At 68.7% G+C, this 22165-nt stretch carries 23 protein-coding genes and 1 pseudogene; 15 read left to right on the top strand and 9 right to left on the bottom strand.

The window, feature by feature from the left end:
* Positions 1–20 precede the first annotated feature (20 nt).
* The gene (locus tag B5D37_RS08715; protein ID WP_078758327.1) at positions 21–1298 is read left to right on the top strand and encodes an RNA polymerase sigma factor; all 1278 of its coding nucleotides are present in this window, start codon (positions 21–23) and stop codon (positions 1296–1298) included.
* Positions 1299–1345: 47 nt separating this feature from the next.
* On the top strand, positions 1346–1630 hold the full coding sequence (locus tag B5D37_RS08710) for a hypothetical protein (protein WP_078758326.1): 285 nt from the start codon (positions 1346–1348) through the stop codon (positions 1628–1630).
* 28 nt (positions 1631–1658) lie between these two features.
* Here the strand turns inward: B5D37_RS08710 and B5D37_RS08705 are convergent, their stop codons facing one another.
* The gene (locus B5D37_RS08705; RefSeq protein ID WP_078758325.1) at positions 1659–2852 is read right to left on the bottom strand and encodes a mechanosensitive ion channel family protein; all 1194 of its coding nucleotides are present in this window, start codon (positions 2850–2852) and stop codon (positions 1659–1661) included.
* Positions 2853–3006: 154 nt separating this feature from the next.
* Here B5D37_RS08705 and B5D37_RS08700 point away from each other — a divergent pair, with 154 nt between their 5' ends.
* Positions 3007–4329: an HD-GYP domain-containing protein gene (locus B5D37_RS08700; protein ID WP_159447367.1), complete on the top strand. Its 1323-nt coding sequence runs from the start codon at positions 3007–3009 to the stop codon at positions 4327–4329.
* Between the two features lie 18 nt (positions 4330–4347).
* On the opposite strand, the gene B5D37_RS08695 is transcribed toward B5D37_RS08700, so the two are convergent.
* Entirely contained in the window at positions 4348–4581 is a 234-nt protein-coding gene (locus B5D37_RS08695) for a hypothetical protein (RefSeq protein WP_078758323.1), read from the bottom strand.
* A gap of 207 nt (positions 4582–4788) precedes the next feature.
* Here B5D37_RS08695 and B5D37_RS08690 point away from each other — a divergent pair, with 207 nt between their 5' ends.
* The 3 genes from B5D37_RS08690 (at position 4789) to B5D37_RS08680 (ending at position 7419) form a co-directional block, all read left to right on the top strand.
* Complete coding sequence (locus tag B5D37_RS08690) at positions 4789–5763, top strand: ABC transporter ATP-binding protein (protein WP_078758322.1); 975 nt, start codon at positions 4789–4791, stop codon at positions 5761–5763.
* Complete coding sequence (locus tag B5D37_RS08685; protein ID WP_078758321.1) at positions 5760–6521, top strand: ABC transporter permease; 762 nt, start codon at positions 5760–5762, stop codon at positions 6519–6521. The genes B5D37_RS08690 and B5D37_RS08685 overlap by 4 nt, the downstream gene beginning before the upstream one ends.
* A 94-nt stretch (positions 6522–6615) precedes the next feature.
* Positions 6616–7419, top strand: coding sequence for a ZIP family metal transporter (locus tag B5D37_RS08680; RefSeq protein WP_078758320.1), 804 nt, complete (start codon positions 6616–6618; stop codon positions 7417–7419).
* A gap of 30 nt (positions 7420–7449) precedes the next feature.
* Here B5D37_RS08680 and B5D37_RS08675 read toward each other — a convergent pair whose 3' ends face one another.
* The 3 genes from B5D37_RS08675 to B5D37_RS08665 all read right to left on the bottom strand — a co-directional run bounded on the left by B5D37_RS08675 (position 7450) and on the right by B5D37_RS08665 (position 10412).
* Positions 7450–8349, bottom strand: a complete 900-nt coding sequence (locus tag B5D37_RS08675) for a manganese catalase family protein (protein WP_078758319.1) — start codon at positions 8347–8349, stop codon at positions 7450–7452.
* A gap of 139 nt (positions 8350–8488) precedes the next feature.
* On the bottom strand, positions 8489–10093 hold the full coding sequence (locus tag B5D37_RS08670) for an SDR family NAD(P)-dependent oxidoreductase (RefSeq protein WP_078758318.1): 1605 nt from the start codon (positions 10091–10093) through the stop codon (positions 8489–8491).
* Positions 10094–10160: 67 nt separating this feature from the next.
* Positions 10161–10412: a DUF3297 family protein gene (locus B5D37_RS08665; protein WP_078758317.1), complete on the bottom strand. Its 252-nt coding sequence runs from the start codon at positions 10410–10412 to the stop codon at positions 10161–10163.
* Positions 10413–10682: 270 nt separating this feature from the next.
* Here B5D37_RS08665 and B5D37_RS08660 point away from each other — a divergent pair, with 270 nt between their 5' ends.
* On the top strand, positions 10683–10892 hold the full coding sequence (locus B5D37_RS08660; RefSeq protein ID WP_036194962.1) for a cold-shock protein: 210 nt from the start codon (positions 10683–10685) through the stop codon (positions 10890–10892).
* A 107-nt stretch (positions 10893–10999) separates the two neighbouring features.
* Here the strand turns inward: B5D37_RS08660 and B5D37_RS14815 are convergent, their stop codons facing one another.
* Complete coding sequence (locus B5D37_RS14815; RefSeq protein ID WP_078758316.1) at positions 11000–11353, bottom strand: DUF3247 family protein; 354 nt, start codon at positions 11351–11353, stop codon at positions 11000–11002.
* A gap of 139 nt (positions 11354–11492) precedes the next feature.
* Between B5D37_RS14815 and ku the strand changes: the two genes are divergently transcribed.
* The 6 genes and pseudogenes from ku to B5D37_RS08625 all read left to right on the top strand — a co-directional run bounded on the left by ku (position 11493) and on the right by B5D37_RS08625 (position 16732).
* A complete protein-coding gene (gene ku / locus B5D37_RS08650) occupies positions 11493–12473 on the top strand; it encodes a non-homologous end joining protein Ku (RefSeq protein WP_078758315.1) in 981 nt (326 codons plus the stop codon).
* Positions 12474–12482: 9 nt separating this feature from the next.
* A pseudogene (ligD, locus tag B5D37_RS08645) lies at positions 12483–13340 on the top strand (non-homologous end-joining DNA ligase); the annotation flags it as partial.
* A 133-nt stretch (positions 13341–13473) separates the two neighbouring features.
* Positions 13474–14487 (top strand): L,D-transpeptidase family protein, encoded by a 1014-nt coding sequence (locus B5D37_RS08640; RefSeq protein WP_143814218.1) that lies wholly within the window; start codon positions 13474–13476, stop codon positions 14485–14487.
* 55 nt (positions 14488–14542) lie between these two features.
* Positions 14543–15265, top strand: coding sequence for a M23 family metallopeptidase (locus B5D37_RS08635; RefSeq protein ID WP_078758380.1), 723 nt, complete (start codon positions 14543–14545; stop codon positions 15263–15265).
* 226 nt (positions 15266–15491) lie between these two features.
* Entirely contained in the window at positions 15492–16046 is a 555-nt protein-coding gene (locus B5D37_RS08630; protein ID WP_078758312.1) for an RNA polymerase sigma factor, read from the top strand.
* A complete protein-coding gene (locus B5D37_RS08625; protein WP_078758311.1) occupies positions 16043–16732 on the top strand; it encodes a hypothetical protein in 690 nt (229 codons plus the stop codon). The genes B5D37_RS08630 and B5D37_RS08625 overlap by 4 nt, the downstream gene beginning before the upstream one ends.
* A 216-nt stretch (positions 16733–16948) precedes the next feature.
* Here B5D37_RS08625 and B5D37_RS08620 read toward each other — a convergent pair whose 3' ends face one another.
* The gene (locus B5D37_RS08620) at positions 16949–17584 is read right to left on the bottom strand and encodes an arylesterase (protein WP_078758379.1); all 636 of its coding nucleotides are present in this window, start codon (positions 17582–17584) and stop codon (positions 16949–16951) included.
* A 126-nt stretch (positions 17585–17710) separates the two neighbouring features.
* Here B5D37_RS08620 and B5D37_RS08615 point away from each other — a divergent pair, with 126 nt between their 5' ends.
* A complete protein-coding gene (locus tag B5D37_RS08615) occupies positions 17711–18445 on the top strand; it encodes an ABC transporter ATP-binding protein (RefSeq protein WP_078758378.1) in 735 nt (244 codons plus the stop codon).
* Entirely contained in the window at positions 18442–21012 is a 2571-nt protein-coding gene (locus B5D37_RS08610) for an ABC transporter permease (protein ID WP_078758310.1), read from the top strand. Before B5D37_RS08615 ends, B5D37_RS08610 begins: the two co-directional genes overlap by 4 nt.
* A gap of 44 nt (positions 21013–21056) precedes the next feature.
* Here the strand turns inward: B5D37_RS08610 and B5D37_RS08605 are convergent, their stop codons facing one another.
* Together B5D37_RS08605 and B5D37_RS08600 are read right to left on the bottom strand one after the other, a co-directional pair.
* Entirely contained in the window at positions 21057–21317 is a 261-nt protein-coding gene (locus tag B5D37_RS08605; RefSeq protein WP_078758309.1) for a hypothetical protein, read from the bottom strand.
* Positions 21318–21427: 110 nt separating this feature from the next.
* Positions 21428–22165, bottom strand: a complete 738-nt coding sequence (locus B5D37_RS08600) for a DNA-formamidopyrimidine glycosylase family protein (protein ID WP_078758308.1) — start codon at positions 22163–22165, stop codon at positions 21428–21430.

Below are 22165 nucleotides of genomic sequence, written 5' to 3'. Positions count from 1 at the left end.
CGGTGCTGTGATCCGGGACCATGAGCCACGACGAAAAGGTCCACGACGCGCATGGAGCCATCGATGCGGTGTGGCGCATGGAAGCGCCACGGCTGATCGCCGGCCTCGCCCGCATGGTCCACGACGTGGGCCTGGCGGAGGAGCTCGCCCAGGATGCGCTGGTGGCCGCGCTCGAGCGGTGGCGTGCTGATGGCACCCCGGACAACCCGGGAGCCTGGCTCATGGCCACCGCCAAGCGTCGCGCCATCGACCGGCTGCGTCGCCACCAGTTGATGCAGCGCAAGCACGAGGAACTGCTGCATGAGCTCGAACGGCAGGAGGTCGACCGCCCCGACAGCGACCAGCGGCTGGGCGACGACATCGGCGACGACCTGCTGCGACTGGTCTTCACCGCCTGCCATCCGGTGCTGTCGACCGAAGCCCAGGTGGCCTTGACGCTGCGCCTGCTGGGCGGCCTTGCCACCGACGAAATCGCCCGCGCGTTCCTGTTGCCCGAGCCCACCGTGGCGCAGCGCATCGTCCGGGCCAAGCGCACGCTGGCGGAGAAGGAGGTGCCGTTCGAGGTGCCGCGCAAGGCCGAACTGCCCGAGCGCCTGTCTTCGGTGCTGGGCGTGGTCTACCTGATCTTCAACGAAGGCTATGCCGCGACCGCCGGCGAGGACCTGATGCGCCCCGCGCTATGCGAGGAAGCCTTGCGGCTGGGACGGGTGCTGGCCGGGCTGGTGCCCGGCGAGCCGGAGGTGCACGGGCTGGTGGCGCTGATGGAACTGCAGGCATCGCGGACCCGGGCACGGGTAGGGCCGGCGGGTGAACCGGTGCTGCTGATGGAGCAGGACCGTGGCACCTGGGACCGGCTGTTGATCACGCGCGGACTGGCATCGCTGGCCCGGGCGGAGGCACTGGGCGGCGGGCGAGGGGTGTACGCGCTGCAAGCCGCCATCGCCGCCTGCCACGCCCGCGCGCCCAGCGCCGACGAGACGGACTGGCGCCGCATCGCCGCGCTCTATGGCGTGCTTGCCGAAGTGACCGGGTCGCCGGTGGTGGAGCTCAACCGGGCGGTGGCACTGGGGATGGCCGAAGGCCCCATGGCAGGCCTTTCGCTGGTGGACGGGCTGGTGGACGAGCCGGCCCTGCGTCGTTACCACCTGCTCCCCGCGGTGCGCGCCGACCTGCTGGAGAAGCTCGGCCGGCTCGACGAGGCCCGGGAAGAGTTCGAGCGCGCCGCCGGGCTGACCCGCAACCAGCGTGAGCGCGAGCTCCTGCTGGCGCGCGCATCGAAAGTGATCGCGGAGCGCTAACGCCGGCCATGTGAGGCTGTCGCCGTGTTCCAAGCAAGGAGACCGGCATGACCAGCCAGCAGAATCGACAGGGCACCCCCACCGGCAACGCCGGCGGCGGCAACGAAGCCAGCGGCAAGCACCAGGGCCTGCGCCAACCGGCGGACGACACCCGCGACGAGGACGCCATCGACAACGTGGGGCTCAAGGATCCAGGCGCGGAGGTGGAGGACCACCTGCGGGACAAGCGCGGCAAGGGCGTGCGCGGTGGTTTCGACGATTCGATCGACCATGACGCCGATCGCGACCAGGTCAGCAACGAGCAGGTGGCCAACTCGCCACGCAAGACCTGACACCACGGCGAGCGGGCCCGGCGGCGCCTCAGTCCCGCCGCGCCTGCTCCTGTTCGGCCAGTGCCGCCGCCCGATCGGCGGCACTCACGTCTTCGGCGCCGGGGGAGCTGACACGGGCGGCATCGCGGCTCCCGCGGCTCCCGGTCTGCGGTGTCCCGGCAGCATCGTCGCCGGCGCCCGCGCGGGTCAGGTCCGCCCGGAAACGCGGCAGCGACTCGGGGTATTGAGCGGCGAGGTAGGCGATCATTTTCTCCCGCACCACGCAGCGCAGGTCGAACAGCTCGCCGGAGTTGCGGGCGCTGACCAGCAACCGCACCTGGATGGTGGTCTCGGCGGTCTCGGTGACCTGGGCCACGCAGACCCGGCCATCCCAGCGTTCGTCGTCGCGACAGATGCGCTCGAGCTCCTCGCGCACGCGCGCCATCGGCGTGCGGTAGTCCAGCCAGAGGAATGCGGTGCCGAGCAGTTCGGCGCTGGTGCGTGTCCAGTTCTGGAACGGGTTCTCGATGAACCACTGCAGCGGCACCACCAGCCGGCGCTCGTCCCAGATGCGCACCACCACGTAGGTGCTGGTGATCTGCTCGATGCGGCCCCACTCGCCCTCGACGATGACCACGTCGTCCATGCGGATCGGCTGGGCGATCGCGATCTGCAGGCCGGCAATGAGGTTGCCGAATACCGGCCGCGCGGCGATGCCCGCGACCAGGCCGATGATGCCGGCCGAGGCCAGCATGGCGGCACCGATCTCCCGGATGGCGGGGAAGGTCATCAGCGCGATGGCGACGCCGATCACCAGGATCGCGGTCTGGACCACGCGCGACACCACCCGGGTCTGGGTCTGCACCCGCCGGGCGGCAAGGTTGTCCTCCATGTCGACCGGGTTCTCGCGCAGGATCCGGCGCTCCACCGCCCCGGCCGCCCGTATCAGCAGCCAGGTGATGCACAGCAGCCCGCCCACGCCGAGCCAGTGCTGGATCCGCGCCACCCATTCCCCGGGCAGCGGGGTCAGGGTCACCGCGACGCTCAGGAACAACAGCGGCAGGGCTACCGATGCCGGCACCGCCACCACCTCGGCAATGCGGGCGCGCATATGGGTGGCCGCGCTTGCGCGTGCGCGCCGGGCGACGGCGAGCAGCGCACGCCGCACCACCCAGCCCAGCAAGAGGGCCACCAACAGGGGCCAGGCGACCGCGGCGATGTCCTGCCAGCCTCCTAACGACATGGATGCTTCCGTTCAGGCATGGCCGCCATGCTGACGGCGGCGGCGTAAACGATCTGTCTAGCGGCCGCGGGGGGGGGGGCGGGCCTCAAGGATGGGCCGGGCCCGCCGATACCGGATTCGAACCGTGGCCTTCCGTGGCTGCGTGGAGGGATTCGTGAGACCGGTCAAAGCTGACGAAGTCGAGCTCGGCGCGCCGCTGGCCTGGTCGGTCTATGACGGCGCGGGCAAGCTCCTGTTCGTCCAGGGCATGGTGGTGGCCTGCCAGGCCCACCTCGACATCCTGCTCGAGCGCGGCATGGTCGTGCCGGAAACCTCCACCAGCGGTGGCACGCTGCTGCCGGCTATCGGCAAGGGCGAAGGAATAGCGCCGTCCGGGGGTGTCGAGCCACCCGCCAGGGCCGAAACCGAGAACGCGGCGCCCGAGGCGGATGCCATAAGCGAGCCCGAAGACGCCGCGGATGGAGAAGAAGAACAGCTGGATGACGAGGCGGAGCCGGAAGCGCCCTTGGAGCCATTGCCATCCCATCCCCCGGTATTCCCGGCCATCCAGCAACTGCGGCGTGTGCTGCAGGCCCTCCATGCCGAGCTGCTGGATTGCCCGTTCCATGGCTTCGACGAGCGTGTGCGCGACCTGGCGATGCGCCTGCAGGTACTGGTGGCGAGGGACCAGGACGCCGCCCTGGCCGCCATGCAATTGGAGGTGGGGGAAGACGACCAGAGCGCGCGCCTGATGCACGCCGCCATCCTGTGCCAGGTGCTGCTGCAGGCCCGGCAATGGGACGAGGAGGAGAGCATCTCGGTGGTCGCCGCGGCCCTGACATTCGACGTGGCGCTTGGTCCCATCGTGGCGGAGTTGAACCAGCAGCCCGGTGGGCTGACGGTGGCGCAGCGCCTGGTGATCGATGGCCACCCCCAGGCGGGCGTCGAGCTGCTGCAGAACGCGGGGGTGGATGATCCGGTCTGGCTCGAGGCGGTGCTGCACCACCACGAGCGGTTGGATGGCAGTGGCTACCCCAACCGGTTGACCGCCGACGCCATCACCGCCGGTGCGCGGACGCTGGCGATCGTGGACATCTATTCGGCGATGGTGCGGCCGCGGGCCTATCGCGAGGCGATCCACGCGCGGCATGCCCTGCGCAACCTGTTCATGGAGCGTGGCAAAGCGGTGGACGAGGCACTCGCCACCCTCCTGATCCGCGAGATCGGCGTGTTCCCCCCGGGTACCCCGGTGCGCCTGGCCAATGGCGAGGTCGGGGTGGTCCTGCACCGTGGTCGCGATGCGGCAAAGCCGGTAGTGGCCCGGTTGATCAACGCCAACGGCACGCTGGCCGCGATCGCGGCGCAGCGGGATACCTCGACGCCCGCCTACGCGATTACCGAGACCGTGCCGCCCAACAAATACCAGGCACTGGTTTCCAGTGCGGGCGAATTGTGGGACAAACGCACCCCGCCGATGGCCCGGCCCAGGCGTACCTGAGCCGGCCGGAGTTCCGTTTCAGCGCTTGCGGGCAGGTGCTTTGGCGGCCTTGGCCGGCTTTTCGGCTTCGGGGTCGGGCGTGATCTTCTGCAGCACCCGGGTCACGCCCAGTTTCTCCACCTTGCCACCGGCTTTCTCGAAAGCGGCGATGTCGTCAGAGATGCGTTCGCTCTCGAAGTGTTTGTGGAGGTTGCCTCCACCGGCCGGCGTACCGCGGGCCTTTCCCTTTGCGCTTGTCTTCTTGACTGCCATGCATGTTCCCGTGAGGCGGCGTCACCCCGGTTGCGTCGGGCGTCGCCGGGCGGCGCGCCGCCCCCACTATGCGCGCTTGCGGCCAAAAACGGAAAAACGCGGCTGTCCCGCTTGCGGGACGGTGCTTCCCCGGCCCGGGGGCTTGGCCCCCTGCGGCGCCGCCTGCACTCTAGCGGGGTCGCGGGTCCACCGGCCAGGAGAAGTGCGTTGCAGCCCATCATCACCATCGAAGGCCTCACCAAGACCTATGCCTCCGGCTTCCAGGCCCTCAAGGGCATCGACCTGACCGTGAACCGGGGCGAGATCTTCGCCCTGCTGGGACCCAACGGCGCCGGCAAGACAACCTTGATCAGCATCATCTGCGGCATCGTCAACGCCAGTTCCGGCACGGTCGTCGCCGACGGCCACGACATCGTGCGCGACTACCGGGCAGCGCGCGGCAAGATCGGACTGGTGCCGCAGGAGCTGTCCACCGACGCCTTCGAGAGCGTCTGGGACACCGTACGCTTCAGCCGCGGACTGTTCGGCAAGGCGCCGGACCCGGCGTACCTCGAAAAGGTGCTGCGCGACCTGTCGCTGTGGGACAAGAAGGACTCGAAGATCATGGCGCTGTCGGGCGGGATGAAACGCCGCGTGCTGATCGCCAAGGCGCTGTCGCACGAGCCCAAGATCCTGTTCCTGGACGAGCCGACCGCGGGCGTGGACGTCGAGCTGCGGCACGACATGTGGCAGATGGTGCACGGGCTGCGCGAGGACGGGGTCACCATCCTGCTGACCACGCACTACATCGAGGAGGCCGAGCAGATGGCCGACCGCATCGGCGTGATCAACAAGGGCGAGCTGGTGCTGGTGGAGGAAAAGGCCACCCTGATGCGCAAGCTCGGCAAGAAGCAGCTCACCATCAGCCTGCAGGAGCCGCTGGAGGTGGTGCCGGCCGGGCTGGCCGACCTGCCGCTGGAGCTCTCCGGCGATGGCGCCTCGCTGGTCTACACCTTCGACGTACAGTCCGAGGAAACCGGCATCGCCGGCCTGCTGCGGCGGCTGGGCGAGCAGGGTGTCGACTTCAAGGACCTGCACACCAGCGAAAGTTCGCTGGAGGAGATCTTCGTCAGCCTGGTGCGGGCGCCGTCCGCACAGGACACTGCGCCAACCCCTGCACCGAAGCCGGAGGCCACGGCATGAACGTGCATGCGATCCGCGCCATCTACCGGTTCGAGATGGCCCGTACCTTCCGCACCATCACCCAGTCGATCGCCTCGCCGGTGCTGTCGACCTCGCTGTACTTCGTGGTGTTCGGCGCGGCGATCGGTTCGCGCATGGGCGACATCGACGGCGTCAGCTACGGCGCCTTCATCATCCCCGGCCTGATCATGCTGTCGCTGCTCAACGAGAGCATCTCCAACGCGTCCTTCGGCATCTACATGCCCAAGTGGGCCGGGACCATCTACGAGCTGCTGTCGGCGCCGGTGTCGTACCTGGAGGTGATCATCGGCTACGTCGGCGCGGCGGCGACCAAGTCGCTCATCCTGGGGCTGCTGATCCTGGTGACGGCGCGGGTGTTCGTGCCCTACGAGATCGCCCACCCGGTCTGGATGCTGTGCTTCCTGGTGCTGACCGCGGTCACCTTCAGCCTGTTCGGCTTCATCATCGGGCTGTGGGCGGACGACTTCCAGAAGCTGCAGGTGATCCCGCTGATGATCGTCACCCCGCTGACCTTCCTCGGCGGCGCGTTCTACTCGATCAACATGCTGCCGCCGGTGTGGCAGAAGATCACCCTGTTCAATCCGGTCGTGTACCTGATCAGCGGGTTCCGCTGGAGCTTCTACGGGGTCTCGGACGTCAATGTCGGGATCAGCCTGGCCGCGATCATCGGCTTCCTGCTGGCCTGCGTCGCGGCGGTGTGGTGGATCTTCAGGACGGGTTGGAAACTCAAGTCGTAATGACCGGCAGGCGCCGTTGACGCGCCCGGCACGCGTTCGCCAGCATGGTGGCGAGCGAACCTGCAGCGGAAGCCCCCGATGATGCCGAGCGACGATGGCCATACCCGCGGTTGATGCGCCGGCCGTGATGGGGCCGGTGCTGGCGGCCCTGATCGGCGGATCCGTCGCCGCCGCCGCGACGGCGGTGGGTACCATCCCCGCGTGGTTCGCGCGTGGCGTGGGCCCGCGCCTGCAGGATGCCCTGCTCGGGTTCGGCGCCGGCGTGATGCTGGCCGCCAGCGCGTTCTCGCTGATCCTGCCGGGGCTGGATGCCGCCCGTGAGCAGGGCGCCGGCAGCTGGGAGGCGGGCATCGTGGTCGGACTGGCGGTGCTGGTGGGCGGCGCGATGATCATGCTGCTCGATCGCGCGGTCCCGCACGAGCACTTCGTCAAGGGACCGGAAGGCGCGGTGCCCGGTCGCCTGCGTCGGACCTGGCTGTTCGTCTTCGCCATCGCCCTGCACAACCTGCCCGAGGGGCTGGCGATCGGCACCGCGTATGCGACCGACATCGGCCGGGGCCATGCGCTGGCAACCGGCATCGCCCTGCAGGACATCCCGGAAGGGCTGGTGGTGGCGATGGCACTGGTGGCGGCTGGCGTGCCCCGCCTGCGCGCCGTGCTGGTGGGCATGGCGTCGGGACTGGTCGAACCGGTCGGTGCGGTGGCGGGAGCGGGGCTCGTGGTCGCACTGCCGCTGCTGTTGCCGGTAGGGCTGGGGTTCGCGGCTGGCGCGATGCTGTTCGTGGTCAGCCACGAGATCATTCCCGAGTCGCATCGGCAGGGGCATGAGAAGTACGCCACCACCGGGCTGATGATCGGTTTCGTGCTGATGATGCTGCTGGATACGGCGCTGGCCTGATGGCCGGCGCCGCACCGGGACATCCATGGCTCAGTGCTTCTTTTTCTTCGCGGTGCCCGCGCCGGCGGCACCCAGATCGGCGCCGGTCGTCGGGTCCGCCTTCGGATCGGACTTCGTGCGCGCCGCCATCTGCTTGAGGGTTTCGACCTGGCCGGATGACAGCTTCACCGAGGAGAGGCCGTCGCCGCCGTCCATCGCCAGGTGCTGCTCGCGATCGGTGACGTACTTGAAGTTCTCGTCGCTGTTCCACGAGCCGCGCATGTCGCCGTCGCCCTGGGACGTGTTGACGTAGGTGTTGGCGAACTCCGGCTTGCCCGGCAGCTTGCCCGGCGGGAAGTTCGGCTCCATCGAGTACAGCGCCTTCTCGAAGGACTGCTGGTGGGCGATCTCGCGGGTCATCAGGAAACCCAGCGCATCCTTCACGCCGGGATCGTCGGTCAGGTTGATCAGGCGTTCGTAGACGATCTTGGCGCGTGCCTCGGCGGCGATGTTGGAGCGCAGGTCGGCAGTCGGCTCGCCGATGCTGTCGATGTAGCCCGCCGTCCAGAGCTGGCCGCCGGAGTTGGTTAGGCAGGGCCCGCCGCCGTACAGCACCTGGGTCACGTGGGAATCGTTGCCCGCGCCCTGCAGCTTGCGGAACAGCTCCGCCTCGCTCTCGACGGCCTCGGCCAGCTCGCCCTTGGCGCCCTTGTTGAGCATGCCAACGATGGTGCCGATCACCTCCAGGTGGCTCAACTCCTCGGTGGCGATGTCCAGCAGCATGTCCTTTCGCCCGGGGTCGTCCTCGGCCAGGGCCTGGGTGAAATAGCGCATCGCCGCGGCCAGCTCGCCCTGTGGACCCCCGAACTGCTCGAGCATGAGGTTGGCGAGCGCGGGGTTGGGGCCGGCGACGTGGACGGAATACTGCAGGCGCTTGTTGTGGGCGAACATGTGGGGGTCTCCTGGCTGCGATCGCAGATGCGAACACGCCCCACTATCCGCCGCGGCGGTTAAACCCCGGCGAATAAAAGATGGTCTCCGCGTGAGGAGGGAACGCCGGCGCCGCGATCGACGCCGTCGGTCGGGAGCATCACCAGTCCGTCGGCTTGTAGTCCTTGAGGAACTGGCCCCACACGTGCTCGCCGGTATTGATGCCGTCGATGATCGGATCGACGATCCGCGCAGCGCCGTCGACGATGTCCAGCGGCGGATGGAAACGCTCCTCCACCACCTTGCGCGCGGCCAGGCCGGCCGGATCCTCGTCGGTCACCCAGCCGGTGTCGACGCTGTTCATATGGATGCCGTCGCCGTGGTAATCGGCCGCCGCGGTGCGCGTCATCATGTTGAGCGCCGCCTTGGCCATGTTGGTGTGCGGGTGCCGGGTGGTCTTGAAGTTGCGGTAGAACTGGCCCTCCACCGCCGACACGTTGACGATGTGCTTGTCGCGGCCGGGCGTGCGCAGCATCAGCGGCTTCAGCCGGGCGTTGATGATGTACGGCGCGATCGCGTTGACCAGCTGCACCTCCAGCAACTCGACCGACGGCACCTCGGCCATCCGCAGGCGCCACGAGTTCTTCTCGCGCAGGTCGACTTGCTGCAGGTCCTGGTCGAGCCGGCCTTCGGGGAAAAGATGCCGCTGCGACAGCAACTCCTCGGGAAGCAATGGCATCTGCGACAGCTCGGCCGCGCGGGTGAGTCCGGGGGCGTGGCCGGTGCCTGTCGTGGCCAGCGCGTCGCCGTCGCCGGGCAGCATCGATGCATTGCGCAGGCCTTCGTAGTTGCCGAGCAGGCCACGCACCTGTGCCGGCATGTCGGCCAGCGCCGCGGTCTCGCCATCCATCATGTGGGCATAGAAATCCGGCGGGCGACGCACGGTCTGGCAGGCGTTGTTGATGATGAAGTCGAGCCGCGAACGGGTCTTCAGCAGCTCGCTGCAGAACGCCTCGACGCTCGGGGTGTGGCGCAGGTCGAGCCCGAACACCTCCAGCCTGTGGCCCCATTCGGCGAAATCCGGCTCGGCGGCGTAGCGCGCGGCGGAGTCGCGCGGGAAGCGGGTGGTGACGATCAGCTCGGCGCCGGCGCGCAACAGCTTCAGGCCAGCCTGGTAGCCGATCTTGACCCGACCGCCGGTCAAGAGCGCGGTCCGGCCACGCAGGTCGGCCAGTTCGGTGCGCTTGCGGAAGTTGAAGTCGGCGCACGCTGGGCACAACTGGTCGTAGAAGTGGTGGATCGAGGTGTACTTCTTCTTGCACACGTAGCAGTGCTGCGGCTCGATCACTTCGGCGTGCAGAGGCTGGTCGGCGTCCAGGTCGCGAGGCTTGAAGTCTTGCGGCGGGAAATAGTTGGGCGTGGTGAATACCGGCTTGCGCCGCAGCTCGCGGATCCCGGTCTGGTTCAGGCGTTCTTCCTCGCGGCTGACCCGCGCGGCGTGCTGTTCCTTCTTGGCCGCCTTCTGTCGGAGCCGCCGCGCCTGCCGGTCGGGATGGTAGGCGCCCGCGACGGCGCGCTGCAGGCGCTCACGGTCCGGCTTCGGCAGGGCGTCCAGCACTGAATGGTCGGCGCTGACCAGTTCAAGCAACTCCGCCGCCGCGCGCATGCGCGCCAACAACGCGGCGTCGTCGTCGGGCAGGGCGGCTGCGGGAGGCTGGGTGGTCGACGGGTTGGAGTGGTGGAGCGGTGGAGTTCTGGGAGTCATCGGTGTCGGCGCAGGAAGGCGCCGCCTGCGCGGAGCACTGGAGGGCGCGGGCAGCGGCCGGAGCCGGTTACCCGCGGTCGGCGGTATCGAGGAAGTACGGCTCGACCTTGCCCTTGACCTTCATGGTCATCGGGTTGCCGCGGCGGTCCAGGGCGCGGCCTACGGCGACTCTGACCCAGCCTTCGCTGACGCAGTACTCCTCCACGTTGGTGCGCTCCTCGCCGTTGAACCGGATGCCGATGCCACGTTCCAGCAGGGCCGGGTCGTGGTGGGGGCTGCGCGGATCGGTGGCGAGGCGGTCGGGTGGGGTGTCGGTCATCGTGCTGGTCCGGTGTCGGTCGCGGCGGGAAGCGGCAAGGATACCCGGCGTCCCCGGCTGAACGGGAGAGGCGCCGGGTGAAGCCGCTTGTTGCAATCCCGCCGGCATGGGGCTAGGGTTCGCCTTGCTGCTTGCCAAGGGTCACCGTGAATCGTGGCCCGATGACGTAGATCCCTGATCCGTGACATCGTTGCACCTCGCTTACTCCTTGCAAACAGCACATCGCCGCACATGCGGTATTTCAGATAACTAGTTCCAAGGAGCAAGAAAATGTCGAACCGTGAAACCGGTACCGTCAAGTGGTTCAACGATGCCAAGGGCTTCGGCTTCATTTCCCGCGAGAATGGCGAGGACGTGTTCGTTCACTTCCGCGCCATCCAGGGCCAGGGCTTCAAGTCCCTGCAGGAAGGCCAGAAGGTCAGCTTCACCGTCACCCAGGGCCAGAAGGGCCTGCAGGCTGACGCCGTCGAAGCGCTGTAAGGCATCGAACGTCGGCGCCGCTTCGGCGGTCGCAACGTGATCCAGAAAAGCCCGGCTCCGGCCGGGCTTTTCTTTTGCCTGTCGCTGGCGCTGCGGATCAGCGGCAACTAGTTTTTGGACGGGGCGCCGCCCGGTGCGGGTGCAGCCGCTTCCCCCAGCTGGCGGTCGGGATCCAGCCGTCGAACTGCCCGGATGTCGCCGACCCAGACTTCGCGCCAGCCGGCGCGCTCGGGCTGGTCCATCGCCGGATCCACCAGTCGCAGCACTGCATTGGTACCTTCGATCCCCTTCGGATCGATGAAGACCTGGGTCATCGGCCGTGCCGACACGATGCCGAGCACCTGCTCGCCGTTCTCCATCTCCAGCTCGACATGGGCATCGTTGGGCAGCAGCTCGATGGTGCGCTTGAGGCGTGCGATCCCTTCGGCATCCGTGTAGACACGGTTGGCATTGGCGGTCATGGCGTCTCCCTGCAACGGAACTGGGGCCGACGCTAGCCCCCATGGCGGCAAGTGGCGGTGAACGCCGCTCGACATGCGCGTCACGCGGGGCTTTCGATACTCGACGGCCCGCATGGCATCCCGCCGCAGGAGCCGCTGCATGGCACGCCCCATCTGGTCCGGAACCCTGTCGTTCGGCCTGCTCAACATCCCGGTGTCGCTGATGTCGGGAGAGCGCAAGACCGACATCTCCTTCCGCATGCTGGACTCGCGCAACAACCAGCCGATCCGCTACGAGCGGGTGAACTCCGAAACCGGCGAGGAAGTGGCCTGGAAGGACATCGTCAAGGCGTTCGAATACGACAAGGGCAGCTACGTCGTGCTCGATCCCGACGACATCAAGTCCGCCGCGCCGGAAAGCCATGACGCCATCGAGGTGGAAGCCTTCGTCGACGTCGAGGAGATCGACCCGCGCTACTTCGAGAAGCCCTACGTCCTGGTGCCGGCCAAGAAGGCGGAGAAGGGCTATGTGCTGCTGCGAGAGGCATTGGCGAAGACCGGCAGGATCGGAATCGCGCGGGTGGTCATTCGCACCCGGGAGAGCCTGTGCGCGGTCATGCCCAAGGACAACGCGCTGCTGCTGATGATGATGCGCTACCCGCAGGAGCTGGTGGACATCGAGGAGTACCGGATCCCCGAGGGCAAGAGCACCGACTACCGCATCACACCGAAAGAGCTCGAGTTCTCCGAGCAACTGATCCAGACCATGTCCGGGGAGTGGGATCCCTCGCAGTACCAGAACGAGTTCCGCCAGCGCCTGCAGGACGTCATCACCAAGCGCATGAAGGACACCGGCGTGGTCAGGCCGGGCGAAGAGGAGCCGGAGGTGCAGGACCACGCGGCGACCAACGTCGTCGACTTCATGGAGCTGCTGCAGCAGAGCATCGACAAGAAGAAGCGCACCCCCGCCAGGAAGGACGCCGCGGAACCGGACGAGGGATCCGGCGGCAAGAAGGGCAAGGCCAAGGCGGAGAAGGCCACGAAGAAGGCGGCCAAGAAGAGCAGCGCTTCCAAGGCGTCGAAGAAGACCGCCAAGAAGGCGACCAAGAAAGCCGCCAAGAAGCGGAGCAAGGCGGCCTAGTCCATGGCGGATGCCCGCCTCACCAGCCCCGGCAAGCTGCTGTACCGGGATGCGGGCATCACCAAGCAGCGGGTGGCCGAGTACTACCGCAACGTGGCGCCGCTGCTGTTGCCCGAAGTGGCCCGCCGCCCGCTGTCCCTGCTGCGCTGCCCCGGCGGGATCGACGGCCAGTGCTTCTTCCAGAAGCACCACGCCGACGCGCTCGGTGATGGGGTGCATGGCGTGCCCATCCGCGAGAAGGACGGCGACACCGAGGAGTACCTCTACATCGAGGATGTGGAAGGGCTGCTCGACCTGGTGCAGATGAACACCATCGAGCTGCACCCGTGGGGCGCACGCATCGATGACCTGGAGCATCCCGACCGGCTGGTGTTCGACCTGGACCCGGGCGAAGGCGTGGGCTGGAGCGACATGAGGGCTGCGGCGCGCGACGTGCGGGCGAGGCTGGAGCAGGCGGGACTTCGATCCTTCCTGCGGCTGTCTGGCGGCAAGGGCCTGCACGTGGTGGTTCCGATCCGACCGGGCCCGGGCTGGGACGAGGCCAAGGGATTCTGCGAAGCGTTCGCCGATGCCATGGCCATGCAGTCGCCGGACCGCTACGTCGCCACCGCGTCCAAGGCGAAGCGTCGTGGAGTGATCTTCATCGACTGGCTGCGCAACGGTCGCAGCGCCACCAGCGTGGCCAGCTGGTCATTGCGCGCCCGCGCGAGCGCCGGTGTCGCGGTGCCCTTGCGCTGGGACGAGCTCGGACGCGTCAACGGTGGCGACCACTACACGCTAGAGCGCGCCCTGCGACGCGCCGCCCGCCTGCGCACCGACCCATGGGACGGATGGGCTGAAGCCGCCGGCCAACAGCTGCCCACGTAACGGCCTTCTGTAGGAGCGACGTCAGTCGCGACCCGCGCATCCGCAACCCGACATGAAGCGAGCAGTCATGTTTCACGCTCCTGCGAACCGCACTCAAGCACGATCGAGCCCAGACACGCACATGGAAAACCCCATGACCCGAAGCCATTCCCGCCCCATGCGAACTCCGCTGGTCATCGCGCTGGCCGGTGCACTTGCCGTTGCCCCGTTCGCTGCGTTCTCCCAGGATGACGCCAAGGACACCGCGGCTGATCGCCCCCTCACCGCCGCGAACGAAGTGTCGAGCGACACCATCGTCGATGCCGACGCCTCGGCTGCCGGCGTGCTCCGGGCGCAGGTCCTGCTCGAGCGCGCGCACTTCTCCCCCGGCGAGATCGACGGCCGCTGGGGCAGTAACACGCGTCGGGCCATCGACGCGTTCCAGCGACGCCACGACCTCGACGTGACCGGCAAGGTGGACAAGGCCACCTGGGAGGCGCTGGGCGGCAACGGTGTCGAGGTGTTGACGGACTACACCATCACCGCCGCCGACCTCAAGGGACCCTTCAAGTCGATCCCGTCGGACATGGAAGCCAAGGCCAAGCTGGACCGTCTGGGCTTCACCTCCCCACTGGAGGCGCTCGGCGAGAAGTTCCACTCCCGCCCCCGGCTTCTCGAGCAGCTGAACCCGGACCGCAAGCTGGCCGAAGGCGAGACCTGGCGCGTGCCGAATGTCTCCGGCATCGAACTCCCGAAGGGTTCGAAGGTCGTCGTCGACAAGTCCGACGTCTCGGTGGCCCTGGTCGACGAGAGCGGGAAGATCGTCGGCCGCTGGCCGGCGACCATGGGCAGCCAGCACGATCCGCTGCCGATCGGGGAGTGGACCATCAAGGGCGTCGCGCCGGACCCGGTCTTCCACTACAACCCGGACCTGTTCTGGGATTCCAGCCCCGGCGATGAAAAGGCGAAGATCCCGCCCGGCCCCAACAACCCCGTCGGCGTGGTCTGGATCGACTTGTCCAAGGAGCACTACGGCATCCACGGCACGCCCGAGCCGACCAACATCGGCAAGACGCAGTCGCATGGCTGCATCCGGATGACCAACTGGAGCGCCAGGGCGCTGTCCGAGGCGGTGTCCCCGGGCACGACGGCGGTGCTGCAGGAGTGAGGTGCCGGCGGTGGACGCGGCGCGCTCCCGTCCCGGTCGAGGGAGCCGGCTGATGCTGCGGCTGGTACTGGTATTCCTGGTGGGCGTGCTGGTCGGGGCCAACCTCGTCTACTTCACGCTGACCCGCGACCGGGCCGATCCGGAGGCGGTGGTGGTGTTCGAGCGCGAGCGGACCCAGCATGCGTTGCCGGCCGACACCGCCGATGCGCCCGCCAACAGGGTCGATCCGGCCCCCGCCGATACGGCGCCCGAGCCCCGGGCCACGGCGCCGCGGCAAAACACGCCTGCGCCTGCCGGGACGCGGCGCGGCGTACCTGCGCCGGGAGCGGTGGCCTCGCCCTCGGGACTGGTGGTTCCGGTGCAGGGGGTCACGCCCGCGGAACTGTCGAACACCTTCGACGACGCGCGCGGGCAAGGCCGGGTCCACGAGGCGCTGGACATCATGGCCCCCCGCGGCACTCCGGTGCTTGCGGTTGCCGACGGCGCCATCGAGAAACTGTTCGCCAGCGAGCGCGGTGGCCTGACCATCTACCAGTTCGAACCCACCGGCCGCCACGCGTACTACTACGCCCACCTGGACCGCTACGCGCAGGGGCTGTCGGACGGCAACGAGGTGAAGCGGGGCCAGGTGATCGGCTACGTCGGCAGCACCGGCAACGCCAGCGACGACGCCCCGCACCTACATTTCGCGATCTTCGAGCTTGGCCCTGAGAAGAACTGGTGGGAGGGCACCGCGATCAACCCCTATCCCGTCCTCACCGGCGCCAGGCCCCTGTAGGAGCGGCTTCAGCCGCGATCGTGGAGTCGGCGCGGGCGGATGATCGGCGGATCGCGGCTGAAGCCGCTCCTACAGAAGCTGCAGCTGCGAAGGTGTTGTTGTAGGAGCGACGTGAGTCGCGACCGCGCATGTCCCAGGTGCCGCGGTCGCGACTTATGCCGCTCCTACATGGGGACGGGGGTGGCGGGCCGTGTGATATTCACGGTCACCGTGCGAATCACTTCGCATGGACAACGCCACTTCGGAACCCGCCACCATCGCCCGCCGGATCTCCGCCGCGGACTCGCCCCAGCAACGCTTCGCGGCGATGCTCGAACAGCATCGCGGCATCGTGTTGAGGATCGCCTACGGCTACTGCCGCCACCCCGAAGACCGGCGTGACCTGGTGCAGGACATTGGAGCGCAGGCGTGGCGTGCGTTCCCTTCGTTCGACGACACCCGCAGCCGGTTCTCGACCTGGCTCTACCGGGTGGCGCTCAACGTCGCGATCTCGCAGGTGCGTAACGCCGCACGGCACCAGCGCCATCACGCCGACCTTGATGACGAAGCCATTGCCGCCCTGCCGGATCCGACCGGCCACGGCCATGACGAAGGCGATGCGGCGATCCGCCAGCTGTATGCGGTCATCGACCGCCTCGAGCCGCTCGACCGGGCCCTGATGCTGCTTTACCTCGATGAGCGGAGCCAGCGCGAGATCGCCGAGATCCTCGGCATCAGCCCGAGCAACGTCGCCACCAGGATCCACCGGCTCAAGCAGCGCCTGCGCGGGGAACTGGCATGAATCCGACCCACGACCCGGAGCCTTCCATGGAACTCGACGACCTGAAATCGGCCTGGCAATCGCTCGACGCGCGGCTCGAGCGGCAGTACGTACTGGACCGGCAACTGCTCTGGGACCACCGGATCGAAGGGGCACGTCGCCACCTGCGCCCGCTGTGGTGGGGACAATTGGCGCAGATGCTGTTCGGCCTGGCCTGCGTCCTGTTGGGCGCGAGCTGCTGGAACATGCACGGCGACCAGTGGCCGTTCCTGCTGGCGGGCATCACCCTTCACGTGTATGGCGTGGCGACGATGATCGCGGGCGGGATCACGCTCGGCCTGATGAGCCGGATCGACTACGGCGCGCCCGTGCTGGGGATCCAGAAGCAGCTGGCGAAGCTGCGCCGGTTCTACGTGGGCAGTGGCGCGGCGGTGGGGCTGGCGTGGTGGGTGTTGTGGGTGCCCTTCGTGATCGCGCTGTCGGGCCTTGATGGCACGGCCGACGCCGGTGCATGGCGGCAGCCGTGGGTCTACTGGAGCCTCGGGTTCGGTGTGGCCGGGCTGCTGGCGACGCTGTGGTTCCACCGCTGGGCGCGCAGCCCCGAGCGGCCGCGGCTGGCCCGGATGATGGAAGAGTCCGTCACCGGCGGCAGCCTGCTGCGGGCCCGGGCGCGACTGGAGGAGATCGAGCGGTTCGAGCGCGGGTGAGGGCGCTCGCCGCCCTGCGGAGCCCGCCATGCTTTCGTAGGAGCGGCTTCAGCCGCGATCGTGGAGTCGGCGCGGGCGAACGATCGGCGGATCGCGGCTGAAGCCGCTCCTACAGAAGCGGCGGCCGGCGACGGTGTTGTTGTAGGAGCGACGTGAGTCCGACCGCGCATGTCCGAGGTGCCATGGTCGCGACTCACGTCGCTCCTACGGTGCTTGCTAGTCGAGCAGGGGCTCGAGGCTGGGCCAGACGTGGTCGAGCAGCCGCGGCTGCACTTCGGCGACGGGATGCAGGTTGTCGTCCTGGAACGCGTCGCGATCCAGTGCGATCGGCTCGAGCAGGAACGGCAGCAGGGCGACGTCGAACCGGTCGGCCAGGTTGCGGTAGTTCTGCTCGAATGCCCGGGTATAGGCGGCACCGAGATTGGGCGGCATCTGCATGCCCACCAGCAGGACCTCTGCGCCGGCGCCGTGGGCGGCGCCGATCATCCGGGCCAGGTTGATCGCGCTGTCGTGGGTGGGCAGTCCCCGCAGGCCATCATTGGCCCCCAGTGCGATCACCACCACGTCCGGGCGATGCCGGGCCAGCGCATCGACGATGCGGCTCGCACCGCCTGCCGTGGTCTCGCCGCTGATGCTGGCATTCACCACCCGCCATGCCGGTGCGCGTGACGCCAGCCGCTCGCCGAGCAGTGAAACCCAGCCTTCGTCGGCGGCCATGCCGTAGGCGGCGGAGAGCGAATCACCCATCACCAGCACCGTGCCCGCGGCTTGCTGTGGTGCGGGTGCCGGTCGCGCTGTCGCGGCCATCGCCGTGCCTGCAAGCGCGCTGGCCATCAGTACCCACGCCAGCATGATCAAGCCAATGGCACATTGAACCGGGCGCCGCCGTCCCGCATATGTGTTCTTCCACCCACCCATTCCGTCGTCTCCTGTCGATTGCGCTACGGCGCGGCAGGAGCGCGCCAGCAGGAACCCATCATGGCCGATCGTCCCGAAGCCCGCGCTGAAGCGCCTCCCGCAGCCGCTTCCGCCCCCGCGCTGGAGATCCGCGGCCTGGGCAAGCGCGTACCGCTGCCTTCGGGCGAACTGACCATCCTCGACGGCGTCGGCTTCAACATCGTGCCGGGCGACACCGTGGCGATCGTCGGCGCGTCCGGTTCCGGCAAGAGCACGCTGTTGTCGTTGATGGCGGGCCTGGACACGCCCAGCAGCGGGAGCGTGCTGCTGGACGGCAAGCCGCTGTCGACGCTGGACGAGGACGGCCGCGCCCGGGTGCGCGGCGAGAAGGTCGGCTTCGTCTTCCAGAACTTCCAGTTGCTGCCTTCGCTGACGGCACTGGAGAACGTGATGCTGCCGCTGGAGCTGCGTGGAGACGCCGAGGTCGAGGCGCCGGCCCGCGCCATCCTGCAGAAGGTCGGCCTCGGTGAGCGCCTGGGCCACTACCCGCGCCAGCTGTCGGGCGGCGAGCAGCAGCGGGTCGCCCTGGCGCGTGCCTTCGTGACCGAACCCTCGCTGCTGTTCGCCGACGAGCCCACCGGCAACCTCGACAGCCATACCGGCCAGGCGATCATCGAGCTGCTGTTCGCCCTGAATGCCGAGGCCGGTACCACCCTGGTGCTGGTGACCCACGATGACCACCTCGCCGTGCGCTGCGCCCACCGGTTGCGGCTGGATGGCGGCCGACTGGTCGCCGACGAGCGACTGGCTGCATGAGCGCCGCGCGATCGGGCATCGGCCCACGCAACATCGTTGGCATGGCCTGGCGGCAGATGCGCCGCGACCTGCGGGCCGGCGATGTGCGCATCCTGCTGGCGGCGCTGGTGCTGGCGGTGCTGGCGGTCACGGCGGTGGGGTTCGTCACCGACCGCGCCGAACGTGCGCTCGCCATCGAGGCGAACCGGCTGCTCGGCGGCGATGCGGTGATCCGGGGTGATACGCCAGTGGACGAGGCGATCATTGCCGCTGCCAGCGAGCAGAGGCTGCAATCGACCCGCACCACCGAACTCAACACGATGATCACCGTGGGGCAGGGGCCGGATGCGCGGCTGCGACTGGGAGACCTGCGCGCGCTGGGCGAAGGCTTTCCGTTGCGCGGTGCTTTCGTGGTGGCCGGCGCCGATGGCATCGAGGCCACGGCCGGGGCAGTGCCGGCGCCCGGCACCGCTTGGCTCAGCCGTGCGGGCGCGCAGGCACTGGATGCCGCGGTGGGCGACGAGGTCGGCATCGGCGATTCGCGGCTGACGCTGGCGGCGCTGGTGGTGAGCGAGCCGGATGCGGCACTGGATTACTTCAACGTCGCACCGAAAGTGTTCATCAACCTGGCCGACCTCCCTGCGACCGGACTGGTGCAGGAAGGCAGCCGGATCCGATACCGGTTCGTGGTGGCGGGCGAGGCCGGTGCGGTGGAGGGTTTCGTCGGCGCCGCCAAGCCGGCGCTGGCACGCGGACAGCGGCTGGAGACCGCCGGCGACGCCCGGCCCGAAATCCGCTCCGCACTTGACCGCGCCGGCCGCTTCCTCGGGCTGGCTGCATTGGTGTCGGTGGTGATGGCGGCGGTGGCGGTTGCGATGGCCGCGCGCCGGCACAGCGAGCGACACCTGTCCGGCACCGCGGTCATGCGGTGCCTCGGCGCCAGCCAGTCCACGCTGGCGGCGGTCCACATCGGCGAACTGCTGCTGTTGGGGCTGCTGGCCTGCACCATCGGCGTCGCCATCGCCTTCGTCCTGCAGTGGGGCATCGGTGCCTGGCTGGAGCCGGTGCTGGGGATGTCGATCCCGCCGGCCGGATGGCTGCCGGCGCTGCAGGGTTACGGTGTCGGGCTGGTCGTGCTGCTGGCGTTCGGAGCGCCGCCGGTACTGGCGCTGCGTCGGGTGCCGGCGCTGCGGGTGCTGCGCCGCGACCTCGATCCCACCGAACCCAGCTCGTGGATCGTCGCGGTGCTCGGCCTCGCCGGCCTGGGCGTGCTGCTGTGGTGGAAGGCGGGTTCGGCGGTGCTGGGCACTGCGTTGCTCGCCGGCATCGTCGCGACGTTCGCCGTCCTCGCCCTGCTCGCGTGGGGCCTGATCGTATTGCTGCGGCGCCTGCGCTCGCGGCTGCGGGGCAGCCTGCGCTACGGCCTGGCCAACGTCAGCCGCCGCCCGGCCACCAGCATCGCCCAGATCTCCTCGCTGGGCCTGGGGCTGATGGCGTTGCTGCTGCTGACCTTCGTGCGCACCGACCTGCTGGACCGCTGGCAACTGCAGCTCGCCGCGGAAGCGCCGAACCGTTTCATCATCAACGTGCAGGAGGACCAGGTCGAGCCGGTCCGGCAGTTCGTCGCCAGCCAGGGCATCGGCGAGCCGACGCTGTTCCCGATGGTCCGCGCGCGGCTGGTGGAGCACAACGGCGAGGCGGTCTCGGGTGAGGACTATGCCCGCGGGGCCGAAGGGGAGGGCGAAGCCGCCGACGAGCCGGACAGGGCCCGCAGGCGCGCCGACCGCGAATTCAACCTGTCGATGGCTTCGACCTTGCGTGACGACAACCGCGTGGTGGCCGGCGAGTTCTGGTCGTCTACCGGGACGGAAGGTCCCGAGCTGTCGGTGGAGCAGGGCTACGCGGAGTCGCTGGGGTGGAAGATCGGCGACGAGGTGGCATTCGACGTCGCCGGCCAGCGATTCGCCGCCACCATCACCAGCCTGCGCGAGGTCGACTGGGAGAGCTTCCGCCCGAACTTCTTCGTGGTCGCCTCGCCAGGTTCATTGGCCGGGTTCCCTGCCAGCCACATCACCGCGGTGACGGTGCCCGATGGCCAGGACCGCTTCACCGCGGACCTGGTCGGCAGGTTCCCCAACCTGACGGTGATCGACATCGACGCCGTGCTCGACCAGGTGCGCGCGACGGCCGACCAGGTCTCCACCGTGGTCGAGGTGGTCTTCTGGTTCTCGCTGGGGGCCGGGCTGCTGGTGCTGATGGCAGCGGTGACGGCCAGCCAGGATGAGCGCCTGCTCGAGGGCGGGGTGATGCGCACGCTGGGCGGCAGCCGACGCCAGCTCAGGCTGGCGCAGGCGTCGGAGTTCATCGCGATCGGACTGCTGGCGGGGCTGGTCGCGGCGATTGCCGCGTCCGTGCTGTCGGGCGTGGTCGCCACCCGGGTGTTCGACCTGCCGTGGGAGATGAACTGGGGCATGGCCGCGGCCGGTGCCGGTCTCGGAACGCTTGCCGCGTTGCTGGCGGGGCTCTTCGCCACCCGCAAGGTGCTGGATGCACCGCCTTCGGTGACGCTGCGGGAGCTGCAGGGCTGAAGTGGGCGGCCGCCGTGCGTCACGTGCGCGGCGGCCGCCGCTGGTCAGTGTTCGACTTCCACCGGGGTGGCGTTGAAGCGTCGCGCGTAGTCGCGCTCGTCGACGATCCGGGCCACCGCCTCGTCCGGCATCCCGGGCGCGGCATACACCGCGTAGGCGATCGCGTCCTCCTGCTTGCCGACCTGGTGCAGCCGGTAGCGCGGCGTCCCGCCGCCGGTGTTCTCGGGGTAGTGAACGGGCGGCTCGCCGCCGTCCAGGTCGAGTTCGCTGTTGTCGACCGTGCCGCCAACGAAGAGTGCGCGCATGGTTGTCTCCTGTGTTGCGGGTCCAGTGGCCAGCCTCGCCATCCGGGCGTTGCGGCCGGATGAAGCCGGTGTTGCCGGAGCGCGAAGGTGCCCGGCCTGTTACCGCGGCGTCAGCCGTGGCGCTTCTGGCAATGCCCGCAGAAGAACGCCCGCCGTTGCTTGGTCCCCAGCTTCGGCCGGAACTCCAGCCGCCTGCCGCAGCGCGGGCATTCGGTCCTGGTGTGGACCTGGTAGTGCTTCTTCAGGACGTAGTCCTTCTTCCAGCGGTAGAAGTCGAAGCTGTATTCGCGTGCCTGCTTGATCATCTCGCCGATCTTGCGTGACGACAGCGCTTCGACGGGGGTTTCGGGATGCACCCGGATCCTGAACAGCACCTCGTTCTTGATGATGTTGCCGACCCCGGCGAACACGTCCTGCTCCAGCAACGCATCGGCGACGATCATGTCCGGCGTGGCCTGCAGCTTGCGGCGTGCGGCACGCGGGTTCCAGGCGTCGGACATCACGTCGGCGCTCCAGTCATAGGCCTCGTCGATGTCGCCCTCGATGTACTTGAGCGAGGTCGAATACAGGTTCAGCTCGCCGTTGTCGAAGCGCAGCCCCAGCCGCAGCTTCCCGCCCTCGCGCCGCTCGTCGATGCGGTAGCTGCCCCACAGCAGGAAGTGCACGCGCAGGGTGAAGCCGTCGAAGCAGACCAGGAAGTGCTTGCCCCAGCTGCGCAGTTCCTGCACACGGAAGCCGACCATGCGCTGGATGTCCAGCCGGCTGTTGCCGTCGACCTCGCGCACGACCTGGCCGGCGAGATGGGCGGCCTGCTCGCGCAGGATGACGATGGAGGGACCTTCGGGCAT

The sequence above is a fragment of the Lysobacter spongiicola DSM 21749 genome (genome assembly GCF_900167055.1).
Taxonomy (GTDB): domain Bacteria; phylum Pseudomonadota; class Gammaproteobacteria; order Xanthomonadales; family Xanthomonadaceae; genus Novilysobacter; species Novilysobacter spongiicola.
Note: the sequence above shows the minus strand (reverse complement) of the source record. Positions and strands in the feature narration are given on the sequence as shown.